The organism is Mobiluncus mulieris (genome assembly GCF_014204735.1).
Classification (GTDB): domain Bacteria; phylum Actinomycetota; class Actinomycetes; order Actinomycetales; family Actinomycetaceae; genus Mobiluncus; species Mobiluncus mulieris.
Genome location: NZ_JACHMA010000001.1, coordinates 2133921 through 2157862 on the forward strand (window position 1 = coordinate 2133921; position 23942 = coordinate 2157862).

Here is a 23942-nt window from a genome sequence, read left to right on the forward strand (position 1 = left end):
ATATTAATCAAAACAGCCTGGCAACACGGCTTCCCGCGCGGTTTGCAACTGAGCCACCGACAGTTCCACCACGCCGCCATCAACCATTAAACGCAAGGAATCCCCGCCGGTCACACCAATCTCTAAGGCTGCAATTCCGACGGCTTCGGCTCGGGCTAGCACCTCATGAAGCCGGTCTGGCGCCACCGCGACCAACGCACGTGCCTGCGACTCCGAGAATAACTTTTCGGTCGAACCAAGCTCCCCACCCCACTTTGTTAGGTCAATTTCGGCGCCGCACCCGCCCCGGCACACCATGTCCACCAGCGCGCCGGCCAATCCCGCTGTGGACAGGTCATGAGCCGCTAGGTGTAATCCCCGCTCTGCCCCAAAAATCAACACTTGCCCCAGGGCTTCTTCCGCATCGAAATCCACCACCGGCGGGTGTCCCCCGAAACAGCCGTGACCCCGCGCCCACGCCGAGCCGTCCAGTTCTGGTCGGGTCGTCCCCAACAGCACTACCCGCCACCCCGGCGCGGCAAAACCGCTGGGCACCGCGCGACGCACATCGTCCATCAGCCCCAGCATCCCCACTACCGGGGTGGGGTTAATCGAGTAATCCTCGGTGCCCATCACGTCGCCTGACGAATTGTACAGCGACACGTTTCCGCCGGTCACCGGTACGCCCAGGCGCTGGCACCCGTCGGCCAGGCCGGTCATCGCGCTCACCAGTTGCCACATGGCATCGGGGCATTCGGGGTTCCCGAAGTTCAGGCAGTCGGTGACCGCGGCCGGGGTCGCCCCCACGGTGCACACATTACGGTAGGCCTCGGCCAGAGCCTGTTGCGCGCCAGCATAGGGATCCAGTTTCGTGTACCACCCGTTCGCGTCAGTACTCAGCGCCACCCCGCGCCCGGTTTCTTCGACCACGCGGATTACGCCGGCGTCGTCGGGCTGCGCCAGCGCGGTGTTGCCGCGCACATAGCGGTCGTATTGGTCGGTGACCCAGGCCTTAGAGGCCGCGCCTGCGTCGGTGGCGCAAATCGCCAGGATTTCTTCGGCTAAGACCGCCGGGTCGCCATCGCCCCGAAAGGCCAGTTTTCCGGCTTCACGAGCGGCTGACACCGTACGCGCGTTCAAATCATCTTGCCAGGCTGGCCGAGCATAGGGTCGGTCATAGACTGGCGAGTCAATCGCCACAGTTTTTGGATCCACATCCACAATCCGGTGTCCATCGTGGTCAATCGTCAGGCGTCCTGAATCGTTGACCTCGCCAATAACCGCGTATTCCACATCCCATTTGCCTACAATCTCTTGGAAACGCGCCAGGTTTTCGGGTGTCACCACCGCCATCATGCGTTCTTGGGATTCACTCATCAAAATCTCGCCGGCCGTCAGGCTGGGGTCACGCAACAGCACACGCTCCAAGTTCACGTGCATCCCGGAATCCCCGTTCGCCGCCAACTCGCTGGTGGCACACGAAATCCCGGCCGCCCCCAAATCCTGGATGGCCTCTACCACCCCAGCAGCAAACAACTCCAAGCAGCATTCAATCAGGACTTTTTCCATAAACGGATCCCCAACCTGCACCGAGGGACGTTTGGTGGGCATGCCGTCCTCGAAAGATTCACTGGCCAAAATGGATGCCCCGCCGATGCCGTCCCCGCCGGTGCGCGCCCCGAACAAAATCACCAGGTTCCCCGCACCCTGCGCATTCGCCAGGTGGATACTGTCACAACGCATCACCCCGACACACAGGGCGTTCACCAAAGGATTCCCCTGATAGGACGGGTCAAACTCGGTTTCCCCGCCAATATTGGGTAACCCCAGGCAGTTACCGTAACCACCCACGCCCGCCACCACGCCGTGCACCACCCGCGCGGTATCCGGGTGGTCAATCGCCCCGAAACGCAGCTGGTCCATAACCGCGACTGGACGCGCCCCCATGGACATAATGTCACGCACAATCCCGCCCACCCCGGTGGCCGCCCCCTGATAGGGCTCCACAAAAGACGGGTGGTTGTGGGACTCGACTTTAAAAGTCACCGCCCAGCCGTCACCGATATCCACGACTCCGGCGTTTTGTCCCATGCCCACCAAAAGCCGCCGGCGCATTTCAGGCGTGGTTTTCCCCCCGAATTGTTCTTTCAGGTGTTTCTTTGACGACTTGTATGAACAGTGTTCGGACCACATCACGGAGTACATAGCCAGTTCCGCAGCCGTGGGGCGGCGTCCCAAAAGCTCGCGAATCCGGGCGTATTCGTCGTCTTTCAAGCCCAGTCCGCGATAGTCTTGCGCCTGGTCAGGGGTGTTGGCAGCGTCGGTGATGGTGTCGTAAGTCCTCATGTTTGCGTTCCTCCGGGTTTCTGTTGTTCCTGTTGTCGTCTTGCCTGTGGTTTTTGTCCGCTCACTACTGTTTTCGGTTGGGCGCCAGTGTGGTTTTCGTCGCCGTGGCGGCACGCTCCTCGTGAAACGGCGGTTTCATGAGGGGCCATCCGAAAAACCGGCTCACCCCAACACCGCCTGGATGGCCGAAACAAAAATTCCCAAGCCGTCCACGCCGCGTCGATTCTCGCCCCCGAGGCTCGCCCCGAAACCGGGTTCCACGGCGTGTTCTGGGTGTGGCATCAGCCCGACCACGTTGCCTTTCGGGTTACAGATTCCTGCGATGTCATTCAGCGAGCCGTTGGGATTGTCCTGGTAGCGGAACACGACTTGGCCTTCGCCCTCCAGGCGTTTGATGGTTTCCGGGTCGGCTCGGAAGTTTCCTTCGCCGTGTTTGAGTGGAATCACAATGGTTTTCTGGGTTCCCAGCGCCCGGGTCCAGGCGGTGTGGTTGTTTTCGACCACCAGGGTTTCGTCGCGGCAAATAAACTTTTGTCCCTCGTTGCGCATCAGGGCGCCATCTAGCAAATGCGCCTCGGTCAACACCTGGAAGCCGTTGCAAATCCCCAAAACGGGCATTCCCTGGCCGGCGGCCTCGATAATGGAGTCCATGACGGGGGAAAACCGGGCGATAGCCCCGCAACGTAAATAATCACCGTAGGAAAACCCTCCGGCCAGCACCACCGCGTCGACCCCGTGCAGGTTTTTGTCTTTGTGCCACAGTGACACCGCTTCGGCTCCGGCCAGGCGGGCGGCGCGCCGCGCGTCTTGGTCATCCAGGGTTCCCGGGAAAGTCACTACCCCGATGCGTGTATTCATGCGTCCTTCCTTACACTGATGACGTCTTCGATAATGGGGTTAGACAGCAGGGTTTCGGCGGCCTCGCGGGCGGTTTCGAGGTCGGCCTCGGTCACGTCCCCCGCAGTGGTCAGTTCGAAACGCTTGCCTTGGCGTACATGCTCGAAACTGGTGATTCCCAGGCGAGCCAGCGAACCCTTGATAGCTTTGCCTTGCGGATCGAGGATTTCTGGTTTCGGCATGACCTCTACAATTATCTTTCCCATGTTTCCCTTTCCTTTGTGTTTTGCGGTGTTTTTAAGGTTTTTTAAGGGGTGGCGATGTGACATCGTTCACCCCTTGCTTTGCTTACACCAGTGACTTCCCGGTCAATATCCGGAAGGCCTCTAGGTACCTGTCGGTAGTTTTTTCCACGATTTCTGTCGGCAAGGCGGGTGGCCTGGTATTGGAATGCCGGTTCCACCCAGAGGCCGGTGATTTCAGCCAGTCCCGCACAAACTGCTTGTCAAAGCTGGGGGTGGGTTGGCCTTCCACCCACTGGTCGGCGGGCCAGAACCGGGAAGAATCCGGGGTGATAACCTCGTCAGCCAGGATAAAGGCGTGCGCCGCGCCCTCTAAGTTGTCCCCATAAGCGCGCCGGCCAGGCAAAGCCCCGAATTCGAATTTCGTGTCCGCCAGGATAATGCCACGTTCCGCCGCGATTTCCGCCGCCTTACGGTAAACCAGCAAGGTCAAGTCGGTCAGGCTTTTCGCCACGGCGCGCCCGTGAAGTTGGGCGATACGGTCGGTCGAAACATTTTCATCGTGCTCCCCCTGGGGGGCTTTAATCGCGGGGGTAAAGATAGCTTCAGAAAGTTTCGAGGCTTCCTGCAGCCCTGGCGGCAGGGGAATCCCGCACACCATTCCGGTGTCTTCGTATTCGGCGCGAGCCGAACCAGTCAGGTATCCTCGCGCCACGCATTCTACGGGATACATGTCCAGTCGCCGGGTTACCATGGCGCGACCCGCTACGACTGTCGGCACGTTTTCATCCAGGTAATGCGTGTCAATCACCCCGCAGAGTTGGCTGAACCACCAGCGTGACATTTGGGTTAGCACGGCGCCTTTCCCTGGAATAGGGGTGTCCAACACAAAGTCGAAAGCGGAAATCCGATCAGTGGCAACCAGCAGCAGTTTCTCGGCACTGCTCAGACCCGCCGCGTCCTGGGGAATAAAGATTTCGCGTACTTTCCCGGTTGCGACCCGCTTCCATCCGGGAATATCGGGTGCCTCGACAAGGGGATGGTAGAGAATATTTTCGGGCACGAAGCCCGGATTTATCGAATCTGCCATGCTCCCATTGTTTCACACCCCCGGGTTTCACCCAAACACGCCCGTTTTCCCGTCATGGTCGCATAAGAAATATACGCTTCCAACCCGGGCTGGCACCTCATGCATACGAAGAAATCTACTTGCCGTTGCGCCGTTCCCGCGACGAATAGTCACGCAACGCCCGCAAGAAGTCGATGTGGCGAAAACTCGGCCAGTACGTCTCGCAGAAATAGAACTCCGAATTTGCCGACTGCCACAGCAGAAACCCGGACAAGCGCTGCTCGCCACTGGTACGAATCACCAGGTCAGGGTCGGGTTGCCCCTTGGTGTACAGGTGCGCCTCGATATCCTCGAGGGTAATCTCGCGCTCGACCTGCGCGAGCCCGTGCCCTGCTGCGGCCTGCTCGTGCAGATACTCTTTGACAGCGGCGACAATTTCTTGGCGCCCCCCATAGGCCACCGCGATGTTCACCACCATCGCCTCTGCCGGCCCGGTTTCATGTGCCGCCGCCAGGATCTCCGCTAATTTCGGGTCAATCAGGCTGGTATCCCCCAAAACCCGTAGCCGATACTTCCCGGCTCGCTGCAGCCGCTGCACGGTTTTCCCAATCGTATCCTGCAGGGGCTCCAGTTCCGCCGCGTCGCGTTGCAGATTGTCAATCGAGAGCATCCACAAGGTGACAACCCGCACTGGCCAAGCCTCGCACCATTCCAGGACTTCCCGGATTTTCAGGGCGCCGCGCTGGTGTCCCTTCACGTCCGGGGCACCCTCGGCACGCGCCCAACGCCGGTTGCCATCCAGGATAATCCCGATATGCGCTGGGACTTTGCCAGGGTCGATTTCGCGCGCGAGCCGGCGGGCATAAATCTCGTAAAGCAGCCCGAGTTTTGACTTTTTTGGGGCGGTATTCACATAATCAGTTTAATCGTAAAATGGGTGTGAGTTGTGGCATCGGAGGTGGCTTGATGGTTCCAGCACCAGAAAATCCTGGTAATACTGGGAATTCAGCGGGTTCGCCGGTGTCCGCTGCGGTTTGCGGGGTGCCTGCCGATGCGGGGGTGTTGGCCGCCGCCCCGGTCGCCCCGATTCACGAGGTGCCATCCGCCGTTTCGGCTGCTTCGCCCACTTCCGCCGCCCCGGTCGCCCCGGTTCATGAGGTGCCACCCGCCACTTCGGCTGCTTCGCCCACTTCCATCGCCCCCGCCGCCCCGGTTCATGAGGTGCCACCCGCCACCTCGGCTGCTTCGCCCACTTCCACCGCCCCGGTCGCCCCGGTTCATGAGGTGCCACCCGCCACCCTCGACTTCGTCCCGGAAGCTACCGCTGCTCCGATTCCGATTTACGGGTCGGACGTACATACTGCCCATCCGGATGCCACCACGGCTCACCTGGAACGGCGCAACCGCCTCTCCCAGCGAATCCCCAAGGGTTTCCCGCATCCGATTAATCCAAAAACCGGCAGGCCTTACCGTTTTCCGCGTTGGGATTGGAAGACGATGCGGCGTAAACCCGCGTTGCGCGGCTGGATTCACACCGTGGCCACCCCGCTTTCCTTGGCGGCTTCAATCGTGTTGCTGGTCTTGGCTCCGTGGGGGCTAAAGGCGGCGTGTGCCATCTATCTGGCGGCTTCACTGGTGCTTTTCGCAATGAGCGCGGTGTACCACCAGGGGTCTTGGTCGCGCCGGGTGGACGGGGTGTTGCGCCGGTTTGACCACGCCAATATTTTTCTGTTGATTGCCGGGACTTACACGCCCGTGTCGGTGGGTTTGCTCACGCCCTCCCAGGCCACGATTTTGTTGTCTGTAGTGTGGGTTGGAGCGGTTCTGGGTATCGCGGTGTCTTTGATTTGGCCGGGTTCGCCGCGCTGGTTTTCCACTCTGCTGTATGTGATTTTGGGGTGGGCGGCGGTAATGTACCTGCCCCAGATTTTCGCGGCTTCTCTGCCGGCGTTTTGGCTGCTGGTGGCCGGGGGGTTGGCCTACACGGTGGGCGCGGTGGTTTATGCGCTGAAGTGGCCTAATCCTTCGCAAAAGTATTTTGGTTTCCACGAGATTTTTCATTCTTGGACGGTGGCGGCCTGGGCGTGTCACTGCGTGGCGGCGTATTTCTCGGTTCTTTCTTAGGGTTCACGAGGCGCCAGTCCTGGTTTTCCGGCTCTCATCTGGCTCAGTAGCTGAACCCGGGTACCCTTGCAAGTAAATCTGTCAAGGCGTGTTCGTCTTCGACGTCAAAGGTGAGGCCGTGGCGCTGTTCTAAAACTTGGATGACCGCGCGCAGAAACTTCGCAAAAGCCTGGTCATCTCCGGTTGAGAGGGCGTAAACTCGCGGCGCGCTGATGATACGGATGTTTTCTTGTTCGCCGCGACCCGGAATTTTCCAGGGAATGTCGTCATGAGGCGCTTGCTGGATTACTTGGATGAGGTAGCAGGTGTAGCTTTTGTATTCCGGAATCCGGAGGATGTCTTGGAAGGTTTCAAATTGTTTGAGTTGACCACTGGCATTCATGGTGTTGAACTTGTTTTTCACTTCGGCTAGGGTCGGGGTTTGGCGCACTCCGAAAGGTAGGAGATGCTTGAGGTCAACGAGTCCGCCGCTGGTTCCGGTTGATTCCCAACCGGGAAGTTTGCCGAGCATGGCCTGGTGGAAATCCCCCAAAGCGTTGGTCAGGGATTTATTGGATTGGCGGGCGAGCTCAAGCCTTTGCCAGTTAGAGATTTTGGAATAAGTTATCGCGGCTTGGAACAAAATTGCAAAGGGATCCACCACGTTTTTATAGGGGTCAACTTTTTTGCGGGCTCGAGTCAGGAGCGTGTCGATTCCTGTCTCTAAGATGGCATCATCGAAAAAGTCGATACCATATCTGTAGGTGCTCATAGGTTGAGGTTACCTTTTTATGTCTAAATGGTGGGGAGTTTAGACTCCAAAACCGGCGTGTAACCCTTGCCTAGGCAGGGGTTATTTGGTTTACTGGAGTCGTGGATTTGCTTTCGATTTCGCAAGCCTCTGCCCAGGTGGGGGTGTCTATCGACACCTTGCGCCGCTGGGACAAAAGCGGGATTATCCGGGCAACCCGGGATTCTCGGGGCAAACGCTTCTTTGACCGCCAAGAAATCGAGGCACTCATAGCGAAGCGAGATTGCCGGGTGCACGGTGATGAAACACGTCGACACTTCCGGGTACTCAAAGACCCAAAGCCCAACGGTTTTACCTCGGTAGATCTTTTCGCCGGGGCGGGTGGCACCGCCCTTGGCCTGGAAAACGCGGGTTTCCGGCATGTGCTCCTCTCCGAGTTGGACAAGGATGCGGTGGCGACTTTGCGACTCAACCGCCCGAATTGGAATGTTTCGGCCGGTGACGTGGCCAGCTTGGATTTCCGCGCTTTCGCCGGGAAAGTCGACCTGGTAGAGGGTGGTTTCCCCTGCCAGGCTTTTAGCTATGCGGGACACTCCCGGGGCTTCGAGGATACTCGCGGCACTCTGTTTTTCGAGTTTGCCCGCGCGGTGTCAGAAATTACGCCCAAGGTGTTTATCGGCGAGAATGTGCGCGGCCTCTTGCGCCACGACTCGGGACGCACGCTACAAACCATGCTCAATACCCTCACCGAGATACGCGGGAAGCACGGGGAACGCTACCGCGTGGGCTATCGCCTCATGCGTGCGCAATACCACGATGTCCCGCAAAAACGTGAGCGACTGATGCTCGCCGGGGTGCGCAGCGACATCGGGGACGAATTGTTTTTCCCGCGCGAGCGCAACTACATAGTGAGCTTGTGGGATGCGATAGGGGATCGGCCGCAAAGCCCGGGGCAGACATATCCCCAGCGCAAACGTGAGGTGTTGTCCCTGGTGCCGCCCGGCGGGTATTGGCGGGATTTGCCAGATGATATTGCCCGCGAATACCTGGGCGGCTCGTATCACCTGAGCGGGGGCAAAACCGGGATGGCTCGGCGCCTTTCTTGGGACGAACCATCGTTGACCTTGACGTGTTCCCCCGCCCAGAAACAAACCGAGCGTTGCCATCCCGAGGAAACCCGCCCGCTCAACGTGCGCGAATACGCCCGAATCCAGACCTTCCCGGATGACTGGCAATTCAGCGGCGGCATGAGCGCCCAATACAAGCAAATCGGCAACGCAGTGCCGGTGAATCTGGCGTATTACATGGGTAAATGCGCGGCGGCCACCTTAGGGGATTCCCGCCCCGAGATTCTCGATTTCGCCGCTCCCGCCCGCCCCCAGGATTACGTTAACTAGGGTTCATGAGGCGCCAGCCCCGAAGTTTCTTAGGGAAACAGAGCAGAGCCCCACCAGCTCGAACCGCCGCCGCCCGTGCACCGCAACCCCCGTCACCCTTGTCAACTGTTGTTGACATTATGTGTCCATGGGTATATATCTCTTGCGGGTTTCTGGTACAGTGGAAAGCGCTTGCGACAGAAACCCGGTTTCTAGCTCGCAGGCGCTGTTTTTTTATCATCCACACTGTTTTAAGGAAGGTGAGACCCATGAGCGAGGCAGGAAAGAAAAAATGGATGACCCAGGCTGCTTTTGACCGGCTCCAGTCGGAGCTAGATGAACGCAGCGGTTCGATTCGCGCTGAAATCACCAAGAAAATCGACTTGGCGCGCCGCGAAGGCGATTTGAAAGAAAACGGTGGCTACCACGCGGCTCGTGACGAGCAGGCTCACAATGAAACCCGCATCCTTGAGCTGCAAGAAATCTTGAAACATGCCGAGGTCGGCGAGGCCACCGACGATGGCACGATTTCCCCCGGTTGTGTCGTGGAAGCCAAGGTTGGTAAACGTAAAATACGTTTCCTGTTAGGTTCGCGCGTCGCCGACGAGGGCATGGATATTGACGTGTTTTCGCCCGATGCTCCCCTAGGGGCGGCACTGCTCGGACACCGGGAGGGCGACCAGGTGGAATACCTGGCACCCACCGGCAAGAAGATTCAGGTCGAGGTACTCTCCGTCAGCGTCTTTGAAGGCTAGGCTGACTGCCGAAACGGGCATGTTTTCCCGCTATGACTAAGACGCGCTAAGGGCACCCCCTTGGCAGGGGTGCCCTTAGGTCTATTCAGCTACTCTACTTGTCAAAAGCTCTCAAGGCTTCCAACGACTTCTTCACATCGATAACAGGACCGCCACCCGCTGGTGGCTCACCATCAATCATGATGTCTTGTTCCAAAACCCAATAGCCGTCAAAACCAACTTCATTGAGCTTCTTGACAATAGCACCAAAATCCATGTCGCCTTCACCAATAGGAGCAAACATGCCGGCGCGCACGCCTTCGCCCCACTTGAGTTCCCCGGGCAAAAGCTTATCGGTCATCTCTTTGTGAATATCCTTGGCGTGTACCACGTCAACACGATTGGCATACTTGCTAACCAAGGCCACTACATCGGCACCGCCACAAGCCAGGTGACCGGTGTCAAGACACAAACCAACTTTGGAATTATCCATAACTCGTTCAACCTCATCCACATTTTGCACCATGGTGCCCCAGTGAGGATGCAGGCAGGCAATCACATTGCGCTTAGCGCAAACCGCCGAAATCCGATCCAAGTTAGTGAACAGGGTTTCCCAGCCTTTTTCGTCCAATACCGGGCGACTGTCGTAGCCTTCCGCCCCGGAATCCGCTGCCAGAATCAGGTATTTTCCACCCGCGACCTCAAATGCATCCAGTTCCTTTTCCACGGCTGGAATCGGATCGACCTTCGGGTCGTGCATAATGGCCAGGAAGAACGCCCCCACCACGTCTAAATCGTATTTCGCGACTTCTTTGCCGCGAGCCTCGGCATCCAGAGGCAACCAGCCTTGTGGCCCAAATTCGGTGGCAGTCAGACCGATTTCCTTCATTTCAGTCAAAACCCGCTCCGGTGTCATCTGGTATCCCCAGCCCGGAACTTCACATACACCCCAGCTAATCGGGGCTCCCGCAATCTTCATGACATATACCTTTCTTCTCTTTGTGTGCTAACTTGTGACTTACGATAATTTGATTGACTTGCCGGTTTTGGCGGATTCCTCCGCTGCTTCAGCAATCTGCAGCGCTTTAATACCGTCACTGATACCTGGTGTTGGCGTTTCGCCTTTGGATATGGCCGTCAGGAACGTGTTGAGCTCATTGGTGTAAGCCTGGGTGTAACGTTCCAGGAAGAAATTCAAGTAGGGCTCTTTCGAGGCTGAAAATTCTTTCTTCGCAACCTGCACAGTGGTGGCGCGCACGTTATCGGCGTTCAGTACGCCGTCGGCACCGAAGACCTCCAGGCGCTGGTCATAGCCGGGGGCACAGTGGCGCGAGTTGATAATGGTGGCAACCACGCCCGCCGCGTTGCGCAGCAAAATCATAGCGGCATCGAAATCGTTGGCGGCTTTAATACTGGGATCAAAGTTTTGCCCGTAAGTAAAGACTTCTACAATGTCTCCTAGGAAAAAGCGCGCCATGTCAAAGTCGTGGATTGTCATGTCCTTGAAAATCCCGCCGGAACTGGCCACGTATTCGGCGCTGGGTGGTTCGGGGTCACGCGAAGTAATGGTGACCTGTTCCACTTGGCCAATTTCCCCGGCCTCCACCAGTTTCTTGATGTGCGCGAACGAAGGGTCGAAACGCCGGTTGAATCCCAGCATCACCTTCGGGTTCAAACCATTAAGGTCGTTTTCGAGCTTAACGGCAGCCTCGTAGCTCAAGGCCACGGGTTTCTCGCACAGGGCGGGTAAACCGGCCTGAGCCGCAGCCACGACGTGTTGGGGATGTTGGGGGGTGGGTGAACAGATTACCACCGCGTCGAGATTGTCTAACGCAAATAAATCTTGGGCATCGGAGAAAACGCTGACACCAAAACGCTCGGCTATCTCCTTAGCTGCCGGCTGGTAAGGGTCGGCAATCGCCACGATTCTGGCATCCGGATTCCCCGCAATCGTGTTGGCGTGCACGCGCGCTATTCTTCCGGCACCAATGAGACCAATATTGACCATAACAAGACCTTTCTTATCATCACAGATAGCCGACTTTGGCTATCTGATAGCCTCTCTATGTCATATAGACTACCACTACTTGTACTAACAAGTAAAGGGGTAATCGGCACTTTTTAGATTTCTAAGGCACAAATTTTAGTAACTTGTCTTAACAGCTTCCAAAACAAGCGCGGCACAAAACCGGGATTACCCCCACCAAACCTAAGAATACCGCCAGGTTACGAGCCCAGCTGGATTTAACGATTTTGCGCAGCACGATAGACATAAAATTCCCCGTGATTACCGCCAAAACCAGAAGCCCGATAATCCCCCAAGACAGTTTTTCGGAAACCCCCGCCATACCCGTCAAGTACTTGGTGGGCACCACCACCAGGTTCATTGCTACGAAAACCGGTTGCATCGAGGCCGAAAATTCTCGCTGACTCCAGCGCGTGGTTTGGGCATAGGCTGTGACAGCCGAGCCGGCTTGTGCCACTGCCGCCGAGAGAGCCCCCGCCAAGGCTGCGAAGCAGAACAGGGGTGTTTTGCCGTGCAGGCGCGGCAGTTTGAAGGAAAACACCGCCGCTGCCACCATTGCCAGCATCAAAACACCGAGCGTAATCTCTAAGATTTTTATGGGGAGTACACTTAACAACAAAATTGTAATAACAATTGCGGGAGTTTGCGCTAATATGAACCATCCCACAACTGGCCAGTTGATGTCTTTGCGCAGCATTACGGCCAGGCTGGTAGAGTTAACTAATCCGAGGATGTTGACCATAACTATCCCGTCTATGGAGCCGAAATACCAGACGAAAACTGGCGCTAACACCAAGCCAAATCCCATTCCGGCCACACCTTGCACACAGGCTCCCAGGATGGTCATCAGTATCACGAATGCAATGTCCACCTGCTAATACTATCCGTTTGCTCGAGGTGCCTCAGTTACGGTACCAGGCGCTGGAGCCCTGGCGGCGCAAGCAGTCTCGGCTTCGATTGGCATCAAAGTCTATAGCAGCGGAACCGAGCTGACTGCCGACACCACCATTCGCGAAATCGACAACATGCGCTGGATGACTGGCGAGGAAATTACACGGGTGCGCGTTGATCTGGTGCGCCGACCTCGCTGGCACATAGCACCTTGAAAGAACCGATAGTGCTGGTTATGTACACCGAGTCCGGGATTCGTCTCGATGACGAGGTGTATGTGAACCTGGAGTGGGGTTATTCGATTGAATTCGAGGTGGTTTTAGAGAATGCCGCCGCACGATTGGGCGATCAAGAGGGGATTTATGTGCGCGACGGCTACGGCAACCGTAACGCCATCTGCCGCTCGCACATCGACCGTTTTCAGACGGTCTTCAATATCGAGGTTCAAGAGTGGATTAACGCGATGGCTCGCGGAGAACACACCGGTTCTACCTCTTGGGATGGCTATGCGGCTACAAGCGTGGTGGATGCCGCACTGGAGTCACAAGCAAGTGGTGGAATTGAGATTAACGTCAAGATGATCGACAAGCCAGAGTTCTATGCCTAGTAACTATGGGGGGAGTCCCCGCAGCGGGCTGCGCGGACTCCCCCCGTACCATGTTGCGGATGGTTTACTAGCTGTACAAAAGGAGCTAGAATAATATTAACGCGCGTTAACGAAGACGCTTTAGACCTAACATTAAGAAAGAATTGTCATGGTCAAGATTGCCCTAGACCCGAATATGTATTATCAAATCATGTCCACAGCTCAAACACTGCATAAAGCCCGCGAACTCGGCTTCGACTATGTAGAGCTTTCCCCAAACGAGGAATTCCATTTCTGGCACCGACACCCCAAGTGGGACAACGAGCTAATCGATGATTTACTAAAAGCACAAAAGGAAACCGGTGTAAAAATCGAGACCCTTAACCCAGTGTTCAACTGGTCGGCTGTGGATGAACAAGAACGTCAAGCCCAGGTTCGTAACTGGCGCAGCCTCCTTGAGGCCGCTGATCGCCTGAATGTGCGCCAGATAGTCAGCGAGTTTTCAGGTAATCCGAACACAGCGCTGGCCTGCGAACATCAGTGGTACAAATCCATAGAAGAACTAACTCCAGACTTTGAAAAATACGGCATCAGACTGGCTATGGAACCCCATCCCTACGATTTTGTCGAGGTACATAACGATGCCTACCAGATAATCCGTGGCGCTAACAAAGACTGGTTGGGATACGAATACTGCGCCCCGCACACCTTCCACATTTCTCAAGGAAAGGGCGACATTGACCGCATGATTCACCACAGTGCCAAAAACTGTTCGAAGTACACGTCGCCGATGCGTACAATCACGTGGCAAATGACGGAAATCGTTATATAGTCAATCCACCTGGTGTTGACGCGCGTGTCCACCAGCACAACGAACTCGGCCAGGGCGAAGTGAACTGGGAGATGCTCTTCACCGCGCTGCGTGAGGTGGGCTTCGATGGCGTGTTTTCCGTGTGTATCTTCGGGTGGCATGAGTGGGCAGATGAGATGAACCAGCGTGTACTAACGCGTCTGTAGCAGGAATTTTCCTAAAATACCGCCTAGATATTAATTTAGAAAAAGGAGACCCCGCGATGCGAGCTACCCAAGTCGATGTTGCTCGCATCGCGGGAGTTTCCCGGCAAACCGTTTCGCTGGTGGTAAATAGCGACAAACGTGTCGCTGTGGCCTCCCGTCAGGCTATCCTTAAGGCAATCGAAAAGACCGGTTATCGGGTAAACACGGCCGCCCGCAAGTTAGCAACGGCATCCAGCGGGGTTTACGGGTTATTGCTGCCGGATTTATCCAATGCTTTTTTTGGGGTGCTGGCACAAAAGCTTCGCGAGGCTTGTGACCGTGATGACATCGGCCTGTTTGTTATGACCACCGATTCCGAGAGCGAACGCGGGGCAATAAACCGGTTTGTAGATTTCGGTGTGGATGGTTTGCTACTCGTTGCTCCCCGGAGAATTGAGTCCGATTTTTCCACGGTGGTTCGTAACACTCCTAGCGTGGTTTTAACCGCGCCTACCAGCCCCGAAGGTGCCGATTTGATCTACGCCGATGATATTGGGGGAGCTAGATTGGCAACTACGGAACTGATAACAGCCGGATACACAAACATTATTCACCTGTGCACGCTTTCTGACATGAAAAGTGCTTCCACAAAGCTGCGCAAGCTTGGCTATTACGAAGCGATTGCGAGCACTGGCATGACCTCAAACAGCTTCGTTATTCCAGATGAAGCAGTGGAAACAAAGGTTAGCGAATTACTCAAGCAGCACGGCAAGGGGCTAGCAATAGTGGCACACAACGGCATGACAGCGTTCCGTAGCGCTTCAGCAGTTATGCGCAGCGGCTTGTCAGTTGGCGCTGATGTTGGTATCACCGGCTTCGATAACACCTATCTGGCGGCAATCCCTGGTCTTGCACTCACTTCTATAGATCAAAACACGAATCGGATGACTGCGAAAAGTGTCGCTTTACTGAAGCAAAGAATTTCAGGTCGAAAAAAAGATACCCAGCTCGTACTACCAACTAGCTTGGTGCGAAGAGCTTCGAGTGTGCGTTATGGTGTGTGATGCGACAGATTACACAGACGGATGTGGCCAAGGCAGCGGGAGTTTCTAGAGGGTTGGTATCGCTGGCTCTCTCGGGTTCGAATCGAGTGGCTCCCGACACAGCCGAGAGAATCAAAAAAATTGCCAAAGAACTCGGCTACAGCAGAAATTTCACTGCAGCTATGCTGGCTTCCTCGCGCAGCACACTGGTGGGAATGATTCTTCCCAACCTTAGAAATCCTTATTTCGAGTCGCTGGTTTGTGCCTACCAAAACGAGGCAGATAATCGGGGGCTGGTTACGCTTGCTGCCACTGCCTCACCAGAATCAGGACGTCTTGATAAGCTGCTAGATCAATTCGAACAGATGCGAGTAAAAGGAATCATTCTAGTTACTCCGTACTGTCCAGCACAGCACTTCGAGGATTTGGCCGTGAAGTATCCCGTTGTCGCTGTGGGGGTGCCGTCTATGGGCGAATATATCAGCGCTGTACATATTGATGAGTATGAAGCGGCAGAATTAATCAGCAGTCATGCGCTTTCGAGAGGGATAGGGCGGATTAACTACGTGGCTGATTCCGGGGCAGATAGCGCCTCCCAGTACCGTCTGGAAGCAATCAAGGCTGCAACCAAGGACTGTGGCATTGACCTTATCATCAAGTCTCACGATTCTTATCTCCGCCGGCGTTTAAATATAGAACGGGGCGAGTGTTATCTGGTGCAAAACGACTTGATTGCCATTGACGTGATTTCTGCTATTAAGGCAGCCGGCATGATGCCAGGTAGCGACATTTGCGTTATCAGCTATGACAACACCTACCTAGCTGATCATCCCCAGTTTGAACTTACTTCAATCGACCAGAACCCACAGCGGCAAGCGGAGCTTTCCTTTAAGATTCTCGATGGTAGCCCCGGCGCTGCTACCGAGTGTATCGTCACCCCCCGACTGATGGTTCGAGACTCTTCTCGGGTAAATAGCTAACATTAAACCGATTTATCCCCTATTTGTCTTGACAGGTACCCTAGCGCTGGGTAAATCACATAATTAACGCGCGTTAATTATGTGATTAACCCGCCTTCGGATAAAGGAGTCTGAAATTGAGCCAGAAAATTTCTGTTGCTGTAATCGGTGCTGGCATGGCTGGTCGCACCCACGCTAACGCCTGGCGCCAAGCCACCACTATTTATGAAACTGACAAGCTTCCCCCGCTGCGTTACGCAGCAATCTGTGATGCCTATCAACCCTTCGCTAAAGACGCTGCACGGGCATATGGTTACGAAAAAGCGGTGACTGACTGGCACGAGATTGCCTCCGACCCTAGTATTGATGTCGTCTCGATTGTTGTGGCAAATTCGATGCACCGCGAAATCGCCGTTGAGCTAATCAAGGCAGGCAAACACGTGCTATGCGAAAAGCCCTTAACTGACAATCTCGAAGATGCCAAGGCTATGGTTGAAGCAGCCAGCGAGGCAAATGTAATCACCGGCATCGGCTTCGGCTACCGCCGTCAACCCGGTATTGCACAAATCGCGAAGATGGCGCAGAGCGGCGAACTCGGGGAACTAATTCAGTTTACTGGTCGTTACATGTGCGACTACGGTCTAGACCCAAGCACACCAATCGCATGGCGCTATAAGGGGCCAATGGGCTCGGGAGCTTTGGGTGATGTGGGTTCACACCTCATCGACACTGCCGAGTTTATCTGCGGTTCTATTGACTATGTGTGCGGCGGTGCTTTCACTACGGTTATCAAGAAACGTCCCCCACAGTCCAAGGGATTTCTGGGGGACGTGGTATCTCCGCCGAAGCCGCCGCCACCGAGACAGTAGAAAACGATGATGCCGCCACTTTCACTGCGGTTTTCAAGTCCGGTGCAGTGGCTTCATTAGCGGTTTCCCGGGTCTCAGCTGGGGATGCGAATGGTTTAGAGTTTGAAGTCAGCGGCACTAAAGGGAAGGCATATTTCGATATGTCTCGCGCCGCCGAGATAAAACTATCGGACTTAGCAGGTTCTTCAGGTTTGTCCGGCAAGCGTCGTATCCTGGTCAATCCCGAGTTTCCGTATTTCGCCAACGGCTCCTCGATGGCTTTCGGTGGCGTAGGGGTCACCCAGATAGACCAGTTTACCTACCAGGCTCGAGCCTTCTTGAATCAGGTAGCAGGAATTGATGAGGGTCTACCAAAAGTTCCTGGTTTCAATCACGGATACCGTGCGATGCGCATCCAACAAGCAATTGCTGAATCTGCTGCCAACGCTGGTAAAGCAGTAAAAATCAACTAAACAACCACCTGAAAAGGAGAAAACCATGTCTTTAACACTCAGCTTTTACTCACAGTGCCTCGGAGCATACCCGCTTGCACAGGCTTTAGACATTGCCAAAGGAATGGGGTTAAACGGTGCCGAAGTTAATGTTGGCGGTTTTGTACCCAGTCCACACGCACACGTTGATTTGCTTCTCAGCTCTAAGGCTGCTCGTGAAGACTATCTGGGGATATTTGCGGAAAAGGGGATGAAACTGGCCGGCCTGAACGCCAACGGTAATCCGCTCAGCCCCCTGCCTGATGTTGGACCCAAACACGACTATGACCTGAAACGAGCCATCAAACTAGCCGGGTTGTTGGGTGTCGGCGAAGTTGTTACCATGTCCGGTGCGCCGGGTTCAGATTCAGAGGCTAAGTACCCGTCCTGGGTAATAAACCCCTGGGATGGTGTTTATGGTGAAATCTTGGAATACCAAGAATCTGTAGTCGATAAGTACTGGATTGAGGTGGATAAACGCGCCGGCGATGCAGGGGTGAAAATCGCCTGGGAGCTCCACCCGCACAACACCATCTTTACCCCCCACAATTTCATGCGTTTCCTCAAGCGCACCGGGGTAAAACATATTGGGGTGAATATGGATCCTTCACACTTGATGTGGCAGCAGATGGATATTTTGGAATGCCTCGATTTCCTGGGCAAGCATATTCTCCATGTTCACGCCAAGGATACCAAGATTGAAAAGGGCTGCGCCACGAAAGGAGTATTGGACACCGAGTTTGTCCACTGGCCAGAAAACGAGGACGAACGCTACCCCAGTGCCATGAACCACTGGTGCCAGGTATGGCCGGAAAACCCCGCCTGGAGATTCGTCTATGTCGGAGGTGGTCATGACTTGGATTTCTGGACTGCTTTCTGCCAGAAGATTGCCAAGATTAACTCGGATATGAATGTTTCCATTGAACACGAGGATGTCAAATATGGCACTGTAGAAGGCCTGGAAATGAGTGCCAAGACCCTGGTTGAGGCGGCTAAAGGTCTGTGATGGCCAAACAAATCTGCGGTGGCTGCGAGTATCACCTCGCAGCCACCGTTTTTCAAAATGATATTTTTACAATGACATGTCAACCACTGCGCGGCCTTGAATCTTGCCCGCAGCCAGTTCATCGTATCCTTTACCGGCATCCTCTAGTGAGAAACGCCGGGTGACAATCCGAGAGTAATCGATGTACCCTTTGGCGGCCATCTCGATAACTTTGGGCAAATCCACGCGAGTCCGTGCCCCATAGGATCCCAAAATCGATTGTCCGCGGCGCACCGTGCGGTTAATTTCCACCCCGGCCGTCTGAACGCCCGCGCCTAAACCAATCGGAACCATGCGACCACCATCGGACAAAGCATTCAAGGCAGATTCCCAAGTTTCCGGACGCCCCAAAGCTTCAAATGCCACATCAACGCCTTTACCACCAGTAAGCTTAAAGACCGCTTCGTGGACATCCTCCTTGGTGGAGTTAACCACGTTGGTAGCCCCCAGCCGCTTGGCGGCTTCCAACTTGTCATCCGCCACATCCACGGCAATAATCTGGCTGGCTCCGAAGGCTTTAGAGATTTGGATAATGTTAGAGCCGACTCCACCAGTGGCTACCACGGCTACAGTTTCCCCGAAACGTAAGTCAGCGCCACGGCGTACCGCACCGTAGGCGGTCATCGCCGCGCATCCCAAAATTGCCCCCGGAACCAGGTCGATATCGTCTGGCAGCACTGCCACCGAGGTGGAGGGAATCACGCAATACTGCGCCAGGGCACCCATCGAGTACATAGCGATTTCTTCTCCGTTTGTCCCAAACAAGCGGGTCTGTCCATCGTAGAGTTTTCCTTGCAGACGGTTCAGGTTAAAGAACGTGTCGCACAAGTCATCGCGACCTTCGGCACAGTGGCTGCATTGCCCACAGGGCATCAGGAAAGCTCCCGATACCTTTTGCCCCACCTTCAACCCAGTGTGGTCGTTATCAGAACCGAGCTCCACAATCTCACCTGTCACCTCATGGCCAAGAACACACGGGTAGGGGAAGGCTATCTTGCCGTGGATAACGTGAAGATCAGAGTGGCACATTCCACACGCGGCCACTTTGACCAGCACCTCGCGACTGCGCGGCCGGGGAGTCTTTATTGTCTCCACGCGCAAACCCTCCTGGGGGTCACGCAACACGGCAGCCTTCATTGTTTCTGGGATATTTCCTGACATTTTTCCTCCATTTAATATTTCAAGAACTTAGATATTTTTATGCAACTGGCGGGAAAGGGTTCAAGCTTCCTGGTTCAGGACATCACACGTACCGGCATTAATTGCCTTCCAAATTTCTGCCTCGGTGGGCATGGCCGTAGAACATTCTAGACGCGAGGCCACAATTCCTCCGGCAGCGTTGCATCCCTGGATAATCTTTTCCAAGCCCCATCCTTGCAGTAAACCGTGAATCAGGGAACCACCGAAAGCATCGCCCGAACCACTACCATTGATAACCGTAGCGGGAAGCACCGGTACTACCGCTCGTTCATCCGCAGTCTTAGCTAGGGCTCCTTCACTGCCCTGCTTTACAATAGCAATCTTCACGCCGCGTTCTAGGAGCGCATCAGCAGCGCGATCGGGTTCTTTTTCTCCTACCGCTATCTCACATTCGGCACGGTTACCCACCGCCACATCCGTAAACTCTAAGCACTGCGCATAACGTTTCTTAGCTTCCTCGGGGTCTGCCCAGAACATGGGGCGCCAATCCATATCAAAAATCGTGTATGACTTACGTCCCCGCATCTTTAGAGCCTCGACATGGGTGGTATAGGAAGGGTCTTCGCACAGGCCGGTGCCAGAAAACCAGAAAACCTTGCAGTTCTTGACGGTTTCCTCAGGCAAATCAGACACCTTGATTTGCAAGTCCGGCGCGGAGGGTTCTCGGTAGAAGAAGAAAGGAGCCTCCGCTACCAACTCACAGAAGGTAACCGGGGTGTTCAAGTTCGAGTCAGTAATGACAAACTCATCGCTAACGCCAAGACGTCGCATCTCGTCGCGAACATACTTGCCAAAGGGGTCATCACCCACCCCAGTCAAAATCGCAACATCCTCACCGAGCCTCGCGGCCGCAACCGCCACGTTCATCGGCGAGCCGCCCAAGAATTTCTGGAATGTTTTCACCTCATTCAAGGGAGTGTTTACCTGCAGCGGATACACATCCACCCCGCTGCGACCAACTGTCAGAACATCATGAACTACCATGCCTACATCTCCTCACTTCGTCGTGTATCCAAGCGGAACATTCTCAACCATATAACAAAGTTTCATATTTGTCAATACAACTGGGCTTACAAATGTGCGGTATTGAAATTAGGAATGCTGGAAAAGTAGGTAAATCCGCGATAAATCCCACAATTTTACTGGTTTGTTATTAGTATTTGACAGTAGATGGTATTATTCAGAATAGGTTATGTGCGTGTGAACTGCGGCACTCTAAGAGAGCCTGTGGCGTTTGTACACCCGTGAAGCCAGTGAGTATTACTGCCGCAGAGATGCCCCCTATGCGAACGAAAGAGTGACATGAAAGCTGCCAAATCCGATAAGGAGAACTTAGACGAACCCCACATCCTGAATTTTGCAATTGATCGTGACTCACACACTGCCCTACATCAGCAGATTTCGCTGCAGTTGGAACATATGATTACCAAACACGAAATTCAGCCCGGCCAGACAATCGAAGACGAAGTTTCCCTGGCAAATCGGCTGAAAATTTCTCGACCCACAGTGCGACGTGCCTTCCAAGATTTAGCGGCCAAAGGGTTGCTGTCACGTCGTCGCGGGGTGGGCACACGAGTCTCCCCTACCCCAGTGCAGCGCCAGGTGAAACTCTCGAGTCTAAATGATGATTTGATTCGCGCGGGGCACACCACCCGCACGGAAGTGCTGCGTTACGAGGTTCGTTTCGCTGACGATGACATTAGCGAAAAACTTGGCTGTGAAGTCGGCAGCGAGATTGTTTTCTTTGAGCGGCTGCGCTGGCTAGATAATTCACGTTTTGCCCTGATGCATAACTATGTGCCCTCTGACATTGCGCCCTCACTGACAGACCTGGCACGCGATGGCTTCTACCAATGTCTGGCTCAGTCGGGAGTGCAGCTGCAATCGGGGTACCAGCAGGTTGGGGCTAAGAATGCCACGGATTATGAGGTAAAAATGCTACATGTCAACCCCGCAGCCGCTCTTGTTACCACGAAACGAACCGCCTACGACGAGACGGGGCGTATTATCGAATACGCGAGTCACTGTTATGATGCAGCGCAATACGCATATAACAATGCCGTTGGTGACGGCCTAGCATCACCAACGGCATACATCTAATGCTAAAGTAAACTTCGCCTGGATAAAATCCAGGACTTAGCATCCACGCATTCTTTTCTTAGCCATTAATAAGGTAGCTAATAATCATGGTGGGAACAGCAATCCCGGTAGCCAAGCCGGCAACTATGGTCAAAATCGGGTTGGTAAGCAAGCCCCAAAAAGCGACCAAAATGGCAACAGCCAGCAGCATTAGCAGCATCGTGGCCAGTTGCTTCCCGCGCGCCTGATTGCTCGTCGCGAGGTTCTCTACAGAAGCCGTCTTTTCAAGTGTAATCGCGCTCATGCGGTACTCCTTTATTCTCCGGTGCGAAGTCCATCTTGGTGATGCACCTCGCACCACCGTGTACTTTCGCCCCGAGGAGTTTCTCGCTCGCGGCATCTACTACTATACAGCCCTCTTCACTTGAGGTCTAATGGCTGGCGTTTTTGTTACGGTTCATGAGGTACTTTGTTCTGATTTAGCCAAATTCTTTAAACATAAATGTAAACACAATTCACTTTTCGCATCACCTCATGAACGCAAACGCCACCCCCAAAGCGAGCTTCCCAACCCAAAATCCCACCACTAACCAACTCTAGCAACAACGCAACAAAAGGCTGAGTCCGACTCCTCGAACCCAGCCTTTTGCTTGTTTACTGTTGCCTACTGTCTACCTATTGCTTAGAAATCAGTCACCTTGTCACCAGAACGGATGAACTCCTTTTTCATCTCCACCTCGATTTCTTCTATCGAGAGGTTGCTGGTCTCGGGCATCCACTTCCACAACAAGAAAAAGACACCTACGTTAATGACCGCGAAGATAGCGTAGGTCCAACCACCACCAAGGTTGTCAATCAGCAACGGGAACAGCAGCGTCACACAAGCGTTCACGATCCACATAAAGAAAACCGCACTGCCGTTAGCAACGCCACGAACCGGAGCCGGAAACATCTCACCCAGCATCGTCCACACAACCGGACCGTTGGAAGACTGCACAATCAACATGAAAATACCCATCAGCACCAGAATCAGATAAGCCGCAATCGGAGGCGGCACCGTACCCTGGTCCATGTGCGGTTGAATCATAGTCCCAAACAAAACCGCTATAGTACCCAGGGTGACGAACACCGCCGCGACACAGCCCAACAAAATCGTGCGACGCCGCAGTTTGTAAACTAGATAAAGACCCAGCGCCGAGCCACCAACCGACATGACACCGTTGGCTACCTGCGCGGTAATCGCGGCGGTGGTATCCATACCTGCATACTCCAGCACCTTTGGCGCATAGTACATCACCGTATTTACCCCGTTGAGCTGGTTGGAAGCTGCCAACAGCATCCCCACCAGGAACAACCTGCGCACCCAAGGAATGCGGAAAATATCCCCCAGCTTCCCCTTGCGAGCCGTGGAATCTTGTTCGTTATTTTCAACAATTTCCATTACCTCGTCTTCAATCGCGCCGTCACGATGATCACGAACCCGCTTAAGCGCACCGATGGCCTCGATGTACTTATTATTGACCGCATACCACCGCGGTGACTCCGGCATCAAACGCATCAACAGCCACAGGGCGATAGCCGGAACGGTGCAAAGCACGAGCATGTAACGCCAGGTCGAACCGTTACCAGCGTGGACACCGTGATAGACGAGTTGTTCTACAAACGCCTGATACTCATCGGTACCCATAATGTTGTGGAACTTGGTGATGTTAGACCACGGCTGCACCCCAAGCGTGGTCAGAGTGCCCGACGGGTCGGCCTCGACATTTACTTTCGGCCCGCCCTGAACCAGGTTGATAATCGCGTTAAAGATAAATGCAAAAAGTTGTCCAGTTACAATCATGAGCTGGTCAATTGCCACGATTGTACCCCGAATTCGCTTCGGAGCTACCTCGGCCAGATAAACCGGAACCGTGGCAGAGGCACCGCCAACAGCCATACCCAAGATGAACCTAGAGATGTACATTACCACCAGGTTCGGCGAGAATGTACAGGCTAGCGCCCCAATCACAAAGAGGATAGCCAACATAATAATGTTGTGGCGGCGTCCATATTTATCAGATAAACGTCCGCCGAATAGCGCCCCAAACGCCGCACCTACCAGTAGAAAGAAGCCGATAAGGCCTTCCGTGAACGAGCTCAACAGGAAACCATCGGCCTGTACCGGCATGTGCATGTACGGCAAAGCTCCCGAGATAACGCCAGTGTCGTAACCAAACAGGAAGGAACCCAATGTGGCTGTGGCAGCAACCAAAGCAATCCCGCGATGCTTGCCCGACATCGGGGTGTCGGCTGTAAGTTTCGTTACTTCCTGCTTAGAAAGCATTGTTTTTCCTGACAT

The 23942-nt window shown here is 54.7% G+C and carries 25 protein-coding genes; 12 read left to right on the forward strand and 13 right to left on the reverse strand.

The annotated features are described in order from the left end of the window. Positions 1-3: 3 nt before the first annotated feature. The 5 genes from purL to uppS form a co-directional block, all read right to left on the reverse strand. Positions 4-2325: a phosphoribosylformylglycinamidine synthase subunit PurL gene (purL, locus tag F4555_RS09430; protein WP_115325706.1), complete on the reverse strand. Its 2322-nt coding sequence runs from the start codon at positions 2323-2325 to the stop codon at positions 4-6. A 162-nt stretch (positions 2326-2487) separates the two neighbouring features. Continuing rightward, positions 2488-3183, reverse strand: coding sequence for a phosphoribosylformylglycinamidine synthase subunit PurQ (gene purQ / locus F4555_RS09435; protein WP_115325705.1), 696 nt, complete (start codon positions 3181-3183; stop codon positions 2488-2490). Next, positions 3180-3428, reverse strand: coding sequence for a phosphoribosylformylglycinamidine synthase subunit PurS (purS, locus tag F4555_RS09440; RefSeq protein WP_004014057.1), 249 nt, complete (start codon positions 3426-3428; stop codon positions 3180-3182). Before purS ends, purQ begins: the two co-directional genes overlap by 4 nt. A gap of 82 nt (positions 3429-3510) precedes the next feature. Further along, positions 3511-4494: a phosphoribosylaminoimidazolesuccinocarboxamide synthase gene (locus tag F4555_RS09445; RefSeq protein WP_004016020.1), complete on the reverse strand. Its 984-nt coding sequence runs from the start codon at positions 4492-4494 to the stop codon at positions 3511-3513. A 115-nt stretch (positions 4495-4609) separates the two neighbouring features. Then, on the reverse strand, positions 4610-5386 hold the full coding sequence (gene uppS / locus F4555_RS09450; RefSeq protein WP_115325704.1) for a polyprenyl diphosphate synthase: 777 nt from the start codon (positions 5384-5386) through the stop codon (positions 4610-4612). Between the two features lie 53 nt (positions 5387-5439). Between uppS and trhA the strand changes: the two genes are divergently transcribed. Beyond that, positions 5440-6597: a PAQR family membrane homeostasis protein TrhA gene (gene trhA / locus F4555_RS09455; protein WP_174222563.1), complete on the forward strand. Its 1158-nt coding sequence runs from the start codon at positions 5440-5442 to the stop codon at positions 6595-6597. A gap of 43 nt (positions 6598-6640) precedes the next feature. Here the strand turns inward: trhA and F4555_RS09460 are convergent, their stop codons facing one another. Beyond that, complete coding sequence (locus F4555_RS09460; RefSeq protein WP_115325703.1) at positions 6641-7348, reverse strand: Eco47II family restriction endonuclease; 708 nt, start codon at positions 7346-7348, stop codon at positions 6641-6643. A 101-nt stretch (positions 7349-7449) separates the two neighbouring features. On the opposite strand from F4555_RS09460, the gene dcm reads away from it, so the two are divergent. Continuing rightward, on the forward strand, positions 7450-8724 hold the full coding sequence (gene dcm, locus F4555_RS09465; protein ID WP_115325702.1) for a DNA (cytosine-5-)-methyltransferase: 1275 nt from the start codon (positions 7450-7452) through the stop codon (positions 8722-8724). A 248-nt stretch (positions 8725-8972) separates the two neighbouring features. Continuing rightward, positions 8973-9458 carry a GreA/GreB family elongation factor gene (locus F4555_RS09470; RefSeq protein WP_004013625.1) on the forward strand — a complete coding sequence of 162 codons (486 nt, stop codon included), beginning with the start codon at positions 8973-8975 and terminating at the stop codon, positions 9456-9458. A 94-nt stretch (positions 9459-9552) separates the two neighbouring features. On the opposite strand, the gene F4555_RS09475 is transcribed toward F4555_RS09470, so the two are convergent. The 3 genes from F4555_RS09475 to F4555_RS09485 form a co-directional block, all read right to left on the reverse strand. After that, positions 9553-10416, reverse strand: coding sequence for a sugar phosphate isomerase/epimerase family protein (locus tag F4555_RS09475; RefSeq protein ID WP_004013624.1), 864 nt, complete (start codon positions 10414-10416; stop codon positions 9553-9555). Positions 10417-10455: 39 nt separating this feature from the next. Next, a complete protein-coding gene (gene iolG, locus F4555_RS09480; protein WP_115325701.1) occupies positions 10456-11445 on the reverse strand; it encodes an inositol 2-dehydrogenase in 990 nt (329 codons plus the stop codon). A gap of 148 nt (positions 11446-11593) precedes the next feature. Next, entirely contained in the window at positions 11594-12334 is a 741-nt protein-coding gene (locus F4555_RS09485; protein ID WP_004572086.1) for a sulfite exporter TauE/SafE family protein, read from the reverse strand. 231 nt (positions 12335-12565) lie between these two features. Here F4555_RS09485 and F4555_RS09490 point away from each other — a divergent pair, with 231 nt between their 5' ends. From F4555_RS09490 to F4555_RS09515, 8 genes are all read left to right on the forward strand, one after another. Beyond that, positions 12566-12961, forward strand: coding sequence for a hypothetical protein (locus tag F4555_RS09490; protein ID WP_004013621.1), 396 nt, complete (start codon positions 12566-12568; stop codon positions 12959-12961). Between the two features lie 148 nt (positions 12962-13109). Then, positions 13110-13772, forward strand: a complete 663-nt coding sequence (locus F4555_RS09495) for a sugar phosphate isomerase/epimerase family protein (protein WP_311768828.1) — start codon at positions 13110-13112, stop codon at positions 13770-13772. Further along, a complete protein-coding gene (locus F4555_RS11475) occupies positions 13745-13957 on the forward strand; it encodes a TIM barrel protein (RefSeq protein WP_311768829.1) in 213 nt (70 codons plus the stop codon). Before F4555_RS09495 ends, F4555_RS11475 begins: the two co-directional genes overlap by 28 nt. A 56-nt stretch (positions 13958-14013) precedes the next feature. Next, entirely contained in the window at positions 14014-15000 is a 987-nt protein-coding gene (locus F4555_RS09500) for a LacI family DNA-binding transcriptional regulator (protein ID WP_103758743.1), read from the forward strand. After that, entirely contained in the window at positions 15000-15959 is a 960-nt protein-coding gene (locus F4555_RS09505; RefSeq protein ID WP_103758744.1) for a LacI family DNA-binding transcriptional regulator, read from the forward strand. Before F4555_RS09500 ends, F4555_RS09505 begins: the two co-directional genes overlap by 1 nt. 116 nt (positions 15960-16075) lie before the next feature. Further along, the gene (locus tag F4555_RS11480; protein WP_255312842.1) at positions 16076-16807 is read left to right on the forward strand and encodes a Gfo/Idh/MocA family protein; all 732 of its coding nucleotides are present in this window, start codon (positions 16076-16078) and stop codon (positions 16805-16807) included. Continuing rightward, positions 16702-17259 (forward strand): Gfo/Idh/MocA family protein, encoded by a 558-nt coding sequence (locus F4555_RS11485; protein ID WP_255312841.1) that lies wholly within the window; start codon positions 16702-16704, stop codon positions 17257-17259. Before F4555_RS11480 ends, F4555_RS11485 begins: the two co-directional genes overlap by 106 nt. A 25-nt stretch (positions 17260-17284) precedes the next feature. Next, a complete protein-coding gene (locus tag F4555_RS09515; protein WP_103758745.1) occupies positions 17285-18283 on the forward strand; it encodes a sugar phosphate isomerase/epimerase family protein in 999 nt (332 codons plus the stop codon). 66 nt (positions 18284-18349) lie between these two features. Here the strand turns inward: F4555_RS09515 and F4555_RS09520 are convergent, their stop codons facing one another. Both F4555_RS09520 and iolC read right to left on the reverse strand, forming a co-directional pair. After that, on the reverse strand, positions 18350-19459 hold the full coding sequence (locus F4555_RS09520) for a zinc-binding dehydrogenase (RefSeq protein ID WP_103758746.1): 1110 nt from the start codon (positions 19457-19459) through the stop codon (positions 18350-18352). Between the two features lie 84 nt (positions 19460-19543). Beyond that, on the reverse strand, positions 19544-20506 hold the full coding sequence (gene iolC / locus F4555_RS09525) for a 5-dehydro-2-deoxygluconokinase (protein WP_103758747.1): 963 nt from the start codon (positions 20504-20506) through the stop codon (positions 19544-19546). Positions 20507-20824: 318 nt separating this feature from the next. On the opposite strand from iolC, the gene F4555_RS09530 reads away from it, so the two are divergent. Then, positions 20825-21622: a GntR family transcriptional regulator gene (locus F4555_RS09530; RefSeq protein ID WP_255312840.1), complete on the forward strand. Its 798-nt coding sequence runs from the start codon at positions 20825-20827 to the stop codon at positions 21620-21622. A gap of 58 nt (positions 21623-21680) precedes the next feature. On the opposite strand, the gene F4555_RS09535 is transcribed toward F4555_RS09530, so the two are convergent. Together F4555_RS09535 and F4555_RS09540 are read right to left on the reverse strand one after the other, a co-directional pair. After that, positions 21681-21905, reverse strand: a complete 225-nt coding sequence (locus tag F4555_RS09535; RefSeq protein ID WP_103758749.1) for a hypothetical protein — start codon at positions 21903-21905, stop codon at positions 21681-21683. A gap of 378 nt (positions 21906-22283) precedes the next feature. Beyond that, entirely contained in the window at positions 22284-23942 is a 1659-nt protein-coding gene (locus F4555_RS09540) for an MFS transporter (protein WP_004572084.1), read from the reverse strand.

Excerpts from the sequence above, each read along its gene's own strand:
- purL (WP_115325706.1), bottom strand. The coding sequence starts at position 2,325 with ATGAGGACTTACGACACCATCACCGACGCTGCCAACACCCCTGACCAG.
- purQ (WP_115325705.1), bottom strand. The coding sequence starts at position 3,183 with ATGAATACACGCATCGGGGTAGTGACTTTCCCGGGAACCCTGGATGAC.
- purS (WP_004014057.1), bottom strand. The coding sequence starts at position 3,428 with ATGGGAAAGATAATTGTAGAGGTCATGCCGAAACCAGAAATCCTCGAT.
- F4555_RS09445 (WP_004016020.1), bottom strand. The coding sequence starts at position 4,494 with ATGGCAGATTCGATAAATCCGGGCTTCGTGCCCGAAAATATTCTCTAC.
- trhA (WP_174222563.1), top strand. The coding sequence starts at position 5,440 with ATGGTTCCAGCACCAGAAAATCCTGGTAATACTGGGAATTCAGCGGGT.
- F4555_RS09460 (WP_115325703.1), bottom strand. The coding sequence starts at position 7,348 with ATGAGCACCTACAGATATGGTATCGACTTTTTCGATGATGCCATCTTA.
- F4555_RS09470 (WP_004013625.1), top strand. The coding sequence starts at position 8,973 with ATGAGCGAGGCAGGAAAGAAAAAATGGATGACCCAGGCTGCTTTTGAC.
- F4555_RS09475 (WP_004013624.1), bottom strand. The coding sequence starts at position 10,416 with ATGAAGATTGCGGGAGCCCCGATTAGCTGGGGTGTATGTGAAGTTCCG.
- iolG (WP_115325701.1), bottom strand. The coding sequence starts at position 11,445 with ATGGTCAATATTGGTCTCATTGGTGCCGGAAGAATAGCGCGCGTGCAC.
- F4555_RS09495 (WP_311768828.1), top strand. The coding sequence starts at position 13,110 with ATGGTCAAGATTGCCCTAGACCCGAATATGTATTATCAAATCATGTCC.
- F4555_RS09500 (WP_103758743.1), top strand. The coding sequence starts at position 14,014 with ATGCGAGCTACCCAAGTCGATGTTGCTCGCATCGCGGGAGTTTCCCGG.
- F4555_RS09505 (WP_103758744.1), top strand. The coding sequence starts at position 15,000 with ATGCGACAGATTACACAGACGGATGTGGCCAAGGCAGCGGGAGTTTCT.
- F4555_RS09515 (WP_103758745.1), top strand. The coding sequence starts at position 17,285 with ATGTCTTTAACACTCAGCTTTTACTCACAGTGCCTCGGAGCATACCCG.
- F4555_RS09520 (WP_103758746.1), bottom strand. The coding sequence starts at position 19,459 with ATGAAGGCTGCCGTGTTGCGTGACCCCCAGGAGGGTTTGCGCGTGGAG.
- iolC (WP_103758747.1), bottom strand. The coding sequence starts at position 20,506 with ATGGTAGTTCATGATGTTCTGACAGTTGGTCGCAGCGGGGTGGATGTG.
- F4555_RS09530 (WP_255312840.1), top strand. The coding sequence starts at position 20,825 with ATGAAAGCTGCCAAATCCGATAAGGAGAACTTAGACGAACCCCACATC.
- F4555_RS09535 (WP_103758749.1), bottom strand. The coding sequence starts at position 21,905 with ATGAGCGCGATTACACTTGAAAAGACGGCTTCTGTAGAGAACCTCGCG.
- F4555_RS09540 (WP_004572084.1), bottom strand. The coding sequence starts at position 23,942 with ATGTCAGGAAAAACAATGCTTTCTAAGCAGGAAGTAACGAAACTTACA.